We start from the raw sequence: 8290 nt of genomic DNA, 5'->3' as shown, positions 1-8290 counted from the left end.
CCCGGGAAGCCGGTGACGTCCAGCTGATCGCAGAAGCGGTTCGCCGCCTCGGTCCACTCGGTCGCCCGCCTGATGTCGCCGACGTCGTGGCAGGCGCTGATCGTGAGGCAGTAGACGACACCTGCCGTGTGAGGCCGCAGCTGGCCGCCCATCGCGGACGCCGACGCCTCGTCCAGCAACGCGAGCCCGCGCTCCGTGTCACCGCGCTTGATCGCGAGCCGGCCCTTGCCTCCGAGCGCGAGCATCTGGACGTCCCGGTCACCGACGCGCGTCGCGATGTCGTAGGACTCGTCCAGGAGCTTGTCCGCCTTGACGTAGTTGCCCTCGGCGAAGAGCGCCACGATCGCTTGCATCAGCGACAGGCGGGCGTGCTCGGGCGCCTCCGGGACGCCGGCGAGGATCCGCTCGGCGGTCGCCAGCCATCCGTTGGAGATCGCGAACGAGCCGCGCCCGTCGTAGTCCCACGCGAGCGTGAGCGCCATCCGGGCCGACCCGAGGGCGTCGCCCGCGGCGTCGTACGCCGCGTACGCGCGCTCTCGCAGCGCGATCGCCTCGTCGAGCTTTCCGCTCCACCAGGCGGCAGAGCCGAAGCTCTCGAGGTCGGGGGCCGCGAGCTCGCTCGCGTCGAGCGTCGAGTAGGAGGCATACGCGGCACGCCAGGCCTCGCGGCCCGCTGCGGCACGTGCTTCCTCGAGTGCGTCGATCACCTGGGACACAGGAGGCCCATTGTGGCTGTTGTGCCGTGCGCGGGGCAATTTCCCCTCGACACTCGAGGGTCTGCCGGAGATGTCGACGTCGCCGCGTCCCGGGAGGCGTCGACGTTGGTTCACGATCGGCGTGGTTGAGCCCACCTCCGGTGCACGCCGCCCCATGGCGGCGGTTCTCCCTCGCCTGGTCTGCCGCCTGTACTCCGCCTGGTCGACCGCCTGCCGGCGGTCTTGGCGGTAGAAGGTGATGCGGGTCGCCGCCGCCGCGCAAAGCGCGGCAGGCGGCTACGGGCCTTTCCTTCCCCTCATTCTTCCTCCACGTTGTTGGTGGTGGTTGTGGTTGTTAATGGCGCGACCACCACCAGCGTTTCGACCACGTGGAACTCCGATCGCTCGATCCGGTTCGCGGGGGTGCCCCCCGGTGCGAGTTGCTGCTAGCTCGAGGAGCCGTCTCAGCGGCTCTTGACCCGCGGCCGACGTACGTACCACCGCCGTCCCAACACCATTGCGAAGCGCCCGATGCTCATCTGCACCCAATCCTTGTCTGGTCGGCGTGCCAGTGCAGTCCCATCGCCTCGAACCGCGCGATCGCCTTCTCGATCAGGGTCTCGTCGCCACGGACGATCCCGAGCGCGCGGAGCGCAAACGGCTCGAGGTAGATGCCCGGACGCAGCAGCTGCGCGGCCTCGGCTTCGACCCGCCGACGGTCACCGAGAGCTCCGAGCCCGTCCAGCCGGGCCGCAATCAGACTCGCGCCCATCGTGTAGGTCTTCGCGGGGGGCGTCTCGAGCAGCCGCTCTGCCGCCTCGAGGTCGCCGCGGACGAGAGCGAGTTGGAGCAGCGGCGGATCGAGCGCGTAGCCGTAGCCCTCCATCCTGAGCTCGCCCGCGGCTTGCTCGAGCTCCTGAGCCCGTTGCGCGTCCCCGCCATGGGCCCAGGCGACGGCACAGAGAAGCAGGCCACGCGCATTGCGGACGCACGGGGTTGAGGTGTTCGCCGCCACCCGCTCCTCGACGAGGTCGGTGAGCCCCCGGATTTCAGCCCAGTTGCCGGCGAGCTCCGCGACGTCCACCGTCTGGGCCACTGCGTGCACGCGGTGATGGGGCGAGAGCCGCCTGGCGACCTGTTCGTGCTTCTCGGCAAGCTGACGCCCTTCGGCCAGGTGACCGACAGCTGTGACCACTGGGATCGCGAGCTCGAGGACCTCGCCGACGCGATCGGGGTCGCCGATCTGCGCGAGCAGTTCGAGGCGCCGCCGAGTCCACGAGTATGCGTCCTCGAACCGCCCCTGCTCGAACGCCACGGCTGCCAGCGTGCCCCAGGCGAAGGAGCGCAGCTCCAGGCTTCCCAGCTTTTCGGCGAGCACGCTTGCCTCGCGAGCAGGCCTCTCACCCTGCTCGGGATGCCAGTAGGCCCGTGCGAGCAACGCTCTGACCTGTTCCACGCTCTCCGGCTCGGCGAGCTCGAGAGCGCGCTCGATCCATTCGTCGACGAGTTCGCTCGCAGGCCGGTGCCTCCACATTGCTCCCCGGCTCGACGTCTCGAAGGCCAGCACGCTGTACGTCTCGGCGCAGCTGGCACGATCGGGGTCCGCGTCGAGAGAGCGGTTCATCGCAGCCCAGAACGCGTCGCCGTCGAACTTGAGCGCATTCGCCTTGCCGATCTCCCGCCAGAGCTCGGCAGCGACCTGGTTGCTCGGGGCGAGCTCCAGCGCGCGGCCGAGCAGCGCGAGCCCTTCGTCGATCTCGTAGCGGCCGATGGCGAGCTCGGCAGCTCGGCGCAGCCAGGCCGTGGCCGTCGGTCGGAGTCGATCAGGCGTTCCCTCGTCGTCGGGCCACGCGAGCTCGGCATAGTCGGAACGCAGGGCCTCGCTGTAGTGGTGGGCGAGGACTGCCGCGTGCTCATCCCGGCCCGCTCCGAGGCGCTCGAGCCACTCCGCGAAGGCGAGATGGAGGCGCGCCCGCTTCCCCTTCGGGATGCTGCCGTACGCGACCTCGCGTGTCAGCGCGTGCTTGACGACGTACTCCGCCTCGCCTTCGAGAGACGAGCCCTGTCGCCGGTGAACGAAGACGCGCTCCTCGAGAAGGGCGAGGTCGGGCTCCGGGCCTTCGACGAGCGCGCGCACTGCTCCCGCCCAAAACGTGCGGCCGATCACCGCTCCCGCCTGGAGTGCCGCCTTCTCGCGAGGGGGGAGCAGGTCGATACGCGAAGCGAGGAGGGCGTGGACCGAGTCGGGGAGGATGAGGCCCGGGGGAAGCTCCGCCAGCTCCCACTGCCCGTCCGTGCAAACGAGGAGGTCGCGGTCGATCAAGGTCGAGAGGAGCTCCTCGATGAAGAAGGGATTGCCCTCTGCCTGCGCCACGATGCCGAGAAGCTCGGCCGGCGGCTCGGAGCCAAGCAGAGCAGCCAGTAGGCCCTTGGGCTCCTCGTTCGTCAACGACTCGAGTCGCAACGTCTCTCCGCCGGCGAGCACGGCCCCTCCCGGTCTCACCGTCGCGAGGAGGAGCAGCGGGCCCACCACCGCCGCGGTCACGGTCTCGAGGAGCTCGACCAGCGGCTGGTCGGCCCAGTGCAGGTCCTCGACCAGGAGAACGGTCGGCCGGTCGGCGACGAGCTCCGCGAGAAACGTCGCCCACGCGTCCCGGAAACGCTCGCGCACGACGAGCGGATGGAGGTCGCCCGCGACATCGATCCCGAGGGCCACCGCAAGGATCTCGCGGGATCCGAGCAGAGCCCGGACGCTCTCGGACGGGTCGCTGTCGAGAATCCCGAAGTGCTCCTTGAGGATCTCGCCGAGCGGCCCGTAGGTGCTCGAGCTCCCGTAGGCAACGCAGCGACCGACGCGCCGCAGCGGCTCTGTACCGTCCATCGCGAGCGCCTCCCAGAGCTCGCGGACGAGCCGCGTCTTGCCGACACCGGCCTCGCCGACGATCGTCAGCAGCTGCGGCGAGCCGAGCTCGACCGTCCGCTGATACGCGTCCAGGAGGAATGCGAGTTGCCGTTCGCGTCCGACGAACGCACGCGCCAGCGCACCGACTCCGCGCGGACGCATGAGCGAGAGCGCCCGTAGGAGCGGACGGCAGCGGATGCCTTCGGGCTTGCCCTTCGCCTCGACCGTCCGCAACTCGCCGAATTCGAACGCACCGCCGACCGCGGCCACCGTTCGTGCGCCGGTGAGAATCTCGCCCGGCGCAGCGGCCTGCTCGAGTCGGGCGGTGACGTTGACCGCATCGCCGCTGACGAACGAGCTGCCCTCGTTCGGTCGCCCGAGGACGACCTCTCCCGTGTGGACGCCGACGCGGAGCGCGAGCCGATCGCCGAAGAGCTCGTGAAGCCTCCGCTGCATCGACAGGGCGGCGTGGAGGCCCCGCTCCGCATGGTCCTCGTACGACGCCGGCGCGCCGAACACCGCCATGACGGCGTCACCGGCGAACTTCTCGAGAGTGCCGCCGACTGCGCGGATCTCCGTGGCCATTCCGCCGTAGAAGCGGTCGAGCAGAAGTCGCGTGTGCTCCGGGTCGCGGTCGGACGCGAGCGCCGTCGAGCCGACGAGGTCGGCGAACAGCATCGTCGCGACCTTGCGCTCCTGGGCCGCGGGCATCGCATCCACCGGGGCACCGCAGGCCGGGCAGAAGCGGGCGCCCTCCGGCACCCCGGCGCCACACGCGGTGCAGATCGCCATGCGGGATTCTTAGCGCGGCGACCTGCGAGAGGCGAAGGGGAGAGACCTCAACTCTCGAGAGGCCTTCCGCTTGCCGCCCTCGGACTGAGTCTTAGGTCGCGCCCGTCATACCCCTCAGTGGGGTCGCCGTAGTCTCGTATCCTGATCAGGCAACACTGATGGTACGGCGATGGTACGTAACGAGTGCGCCGCGTCCTCGGAGACCGGCAGCGCCGGCCCCGTCGTCGACTCGAGCATCCACTCAGCGTTGACGACCTCTCGCGCCGTGAGCGCCCGACGACCGAGCCCGGGCTCCGCCGGTCCCGGGGGCACGCCGAGGGGCCGGAGCCCTCAGCACGCTCCGGCGTCGGCCCGCGCTAGGAGCGGAGGCCGATCGCCGTCGCGCCGTGACGGCCGGCGGCGACGCGGAGCCGCTGCCAGGGGCCCCAGCGCGGGATGCGCGGCCCCGCCGACCCGCTCGCCGAGACGAGGTAGCACGAGTCCCATTCGAACCAGCCGTCGACGATCCGCCCGTCGCACGCGTACTCGCCCTCTTCGACGAGCGGCGCCTCCGTGCTCCCCGGCGGCGGGTCCGGCCGCTCTCCCGCGAGCGCCGTCGCGGGAGCGAGGAGCGCGAGAACGATCACACCGATCGCGCGGCGTCTCATCCCACGCGGGGGATGGCCCGGGCGGCACTGGACACGACGCCCAACGGGTTCGCGCACCGCGGCTCGGGTCCTGCACCCCCCGCCGGTCGCGGGCAGGACCCGGGCTGCCGTTCGGGCCTCGGCGAGGGTGGCGGGAGTTCCGCACGGCGAATCAGCGCCGTCCCCGATGCCCGCCCGGAGCGTCCTCGGGGAGGATCAGCCGATGACGCTGTTCACGGGAACGGTGCCGGGCCTCGGACGCCCGTCACCGGCATTCCGGCACCTTCGACGATCCAGGGGGGCGTGAGATGGCTCGACCCGTCACGATGTTCACCGGCCAGTGGGCCGACCTGCCGATCGCGGAGCTCGCGCGGAACCTCGCCGCATGGGGGTTCGACGGCGTGGAGCTCGCCTGCTGGGGCGACCACTTCGAGGTCGACCGGGCGCTCGCCGACCCCGGCTACGTCACGCAGCAGCGTGCGCTGCTCGACGGCGAGGGCCTGAGCTGCTCCGCGCTCGGCGCGCACCTCGTCGGCCAGGCGGTGTGCGACCCGATCGACGAGCGACACCGCGCGATCCTGCCACCCGAGGTGTGGGGGGACGGCGACCCGGAGGGAGTGCGTCGTCGGGCGGCGGAGCGGATGCAGGACACGGCACGGGCCGCGGCGGCCTTCGGCGTCGAGGTCGTCAACGGCTTCACCGGCTCGCCGATCTGGCACATGCTCTACTCGTTCCCGCCGAACGACTTCGAGGCGATCGAGCGCGGGTACGAGGAGTTCGCCGAGCGCTGGGGGCCGATCATCGACGTGTTCGACGCCGAGGGTGTCCGCTTCGGCCTCGAGGTGCACCCGACCGAGATCGCCTACGACTTCGTGACGACGGAGAAGGCCCTCGCCGCCCTCGATCGGCGGCCCGGCTTCGGGATCAACCTCGACCCGAGCCACTTCGCACACCAGTTCCTCGACCCGGCGGCGTTCGCGATCGAGTTCGCCGACCGCGTCTACCACGTCCACGTCAAGGACTCGCGCCGCTTCCTCGACGGCCGCAGCTCGATCCTCTGCGGGCACCTCAACTTCGGCGAGCCGCAGCGCGGGTGGGACTTCGTCTCCCCGGGCCACGGCGACGTCGACTTCGAGACGTTCTTCCGGGCGCTGAACCGGATCGGGTACCAGGGCCCGCTCTCGATCGAGTGGGAGGACTCCGGGATGGACCGCGAGTGGGGAGCGCAGGACGCGCTCGCGTTCGTGCGCAGGACGGACTTCGCGCCGTCCGCGGTCGCCTTCGACGCCGCGATGCAACAGGAGGGATAGCGATGGCTGAAGCCGTGGGCATCGGAACCGTGGGACGGGCCGAGACGGCGGGCGACGTGCCCGAGATCGGCATCGGCATGCTCGGCTACGCGTTCATGGGCAAGGCCCACGCGAACGCGTACCGGAAGCTCTCGTACATGACCTGGCCGCCGCCGCTTCGACCGCGCCTCGTCTCGATCGCCGGCCGCGACGAGACGGCCGTCACCGAGGCCGCGCGGCGGTACGGCTTCGAGCGCGCCGTGACGGACTGGCGTGAACTGGTCGCCGACCCGGACGTGGTGCTGTTCGACAACGGCGGGCCGAACGACGTCCACGCCGAGCCGACGATCGCAGCCGCGCAGGCGGGGAAGCACGTCTTCTGCGAGAAGCCGCTCGGACGCTCGGCCGAGGAGGCGCTCGGGATGTGGCAGGCCGCCGACGCGGCAGGCGTGAAGCACATGTGCGCGTTCAACTACCGCTTCGTCCCGGCGGTCCGGCTCGCCCGCGACCTCATCGAGGCGGGCGAGATCGGGGAGATCCACCACTTCCGCGGGCGGTACCTGCAGGAGTGGGGAGCGACGGACGCCCCGGTGTGGCGCTTCGACAAGGCCGCGGCCGGCTCGGGGGCGCTCGGCGACCTCGGCGCGCACGTGATCGACCTCGCCCGCTACCTCGTGGGCGAGATCGCCGCGGTCTCCGCCTTCGCGGCGACGTTCCAGCCCGGACGCGACGTCGACGACGCCTTCGAGGCGGCGGTCGCGTTCGACGGGGGAGCGATCGGCACGATCGAGGCGACCCGGTTCGCTCCGGGTCGCAAGAACGGGTTCGCGTGGGAGATCAACGGCTCGAAGGGGTCGATCGCGTTCGACCTCGAGCGCCTGAACGAGCTCCAGGTGCACGTGGCGGAAAGCTCACCGGGCCCGCTCGCCCAGGGGTTCCGCACGGTCCTCGTCTCGGAGGCGGAGCACCCCTACTGGGAGCACTGGTGGCCGCACGGGCACATGATCGGCTGGGAGCACAGCTTCGTCCACGAGATCCACCACCTGCTGACCGCGATCCGCGACGACGCGCCGGTCGCGCCGCACGGCGCGACCTTCGAGGACGGGTACCGCGCCGCCGCGGTCTGCGACGCGATCGTCGCCTCCGCCGAGAGCGGCCGCCGCGTCGACCTCGAGTACCGCACGATCGGCTGAGGGAGATCGGAGAACGGGCGGTGCCGCGGGGCGGCACCGCCCGGGGCCTCGGCGGCTCAGCCGACGGCGAAGGCGCCGTAGCCGACCACGCGCTCGGTTCCGCCGGCCGTGTCGGCGGACGTCCGGAGGTCGAGCAGCCGCACGTTCGCACCGACGCGCCGCGCGTGCTCGACGAGGCCGCGGAGGGCGAACGCCCCGCACGCGTCGTACGGGCCGATGTCGCGCGCCCGGAGCTCGACGACGGCGTCCGCCGTCCGGCGGTCCGCCTCCCGGGCGTCCGCGTCGGCGAGGTAGTGGCTGAGGTCGGTGGAGACGACGACCGCGTCGGCTGCGTCCCAGAGGGCTGCGACGAGGTCGGCCGCGTCCGCCATCGTCGTCTCCCCCACCGCCACCGGGAGCACCGACGGCGCAGGCTCGCGGATGCGCTGCAGGAACGGGAGCTGCACCTCGACCGCGTGCTCGGGGGCGTGCGGCGCGTCGTCGACGACCGCCCCGGCACCGAGGGCCGCCGCACGGAGCGCGTCGTCGACGGGGACGGCACCGAGCGGCGTCGCCCACGCGTCGGCTGCGGGGACGGCGGCGCCCTCGAGCCGGACGAAGTGGGACGGCCCGAGGATCGCGACGCGCGCGAGCCGGTCCTGCCGCCCGCGCAGGGCCGCGTACGCGCTCGCGGCGACCGGGCCCGAGTAGACGTACCCGGCGTGCGGAGCGACGACGGCGTGGGCCGGACGCTCCTCCGCCGGGGCGGCGCCGAGGAGCCGGTCGACCGTCGACGCGAGCTCCGCCGGCCCGG

General features: G+C 71.8%; 5 protein-coding genes and 1 pseudogene. 2 read left to right on the top strand and 4 right to left on the bottom strand.

The genetic code is table 11. From position 1 onward, the window contains the following. The 3 genes and pseudogenes from AC162C_RS00030 to AC162C_RS00020 form a co-directional block, all read right to left on the bottom strand. Positions 1-716, bottom strand: a pseudogene (locus AC162C_RS00030) (hypothetical protein); the annotation flags it as partial. A 514-nt stretch (positions 717-1230) separates the two neighbouring features. Further along, positions 1231-4389: an AAA family ATPase gene (locus tag AC162C_RS00025; protein WP_484095757.1), complete on the bottom strand. Its 3159-nt coding sequence runs from the start codon at positions 4387-4389 to the stop codon at positions 1231-1233. A 356-nt stretch (positions 4390-4745) separates the two neighbouring features. Next, positions 4746-5036, bottom strand: coding sequence for a hypothetical protein (locus AC162C_RS00020; RefSeq protein ID WP_484095756.1), 291 nt, complete (start codon positions 5034-5036; stop codon positions 4746-4748). A gap of 287 nt (positions 5037-5323) precedes the next feature. Between AC162C_RS00020 and AC162C_RS00015 the strand changes: the two genes are divergently transcribed. Beyond that, complete coding sequence (locus AC162C_RS00015) at positions 5324-6325, top strand: sugar phosphate isomerase/epimerase family protein (RefSeq protein ID WP_484095755.1); 1002 nt, start codon at positions 5324-5326, stop codon at positions 6323-6325. A 2-nt stretch (positions 6326-6327) separates the two neighbouring features. Beyond that, complete coding sequence (locus AC162C_RS00010; RefSeq protein WP_484095754.1) at positions 6328-7497, top strand: Gfo/Idh/MocA family protein; 1170 nt, start codon at positions 6328-6330, stop codon at positions 7495-7497. A 56-nt stretch (positions 7498-7553) separates the two neighbouring features. On the opposite strand, the gene amrB is transcribed toward AC162C_RS00010, so the two are convergent. Beyond that, on the bottom strand, positions 7554-8290 hold a 737-nt coding region (amrB, locus tag AC162C_RS00005), incomplete at its 5' end, for an AmmeMemoRadiSam system protein B (protein WP_484095753.1).

The organism is Gaiella sp. (genome assembly GCF_057140465.1).
Note: the sequence above shows the minus strand (reverse complement) of the source record. Positions and strands in the feature narration are given on the sequence as shown.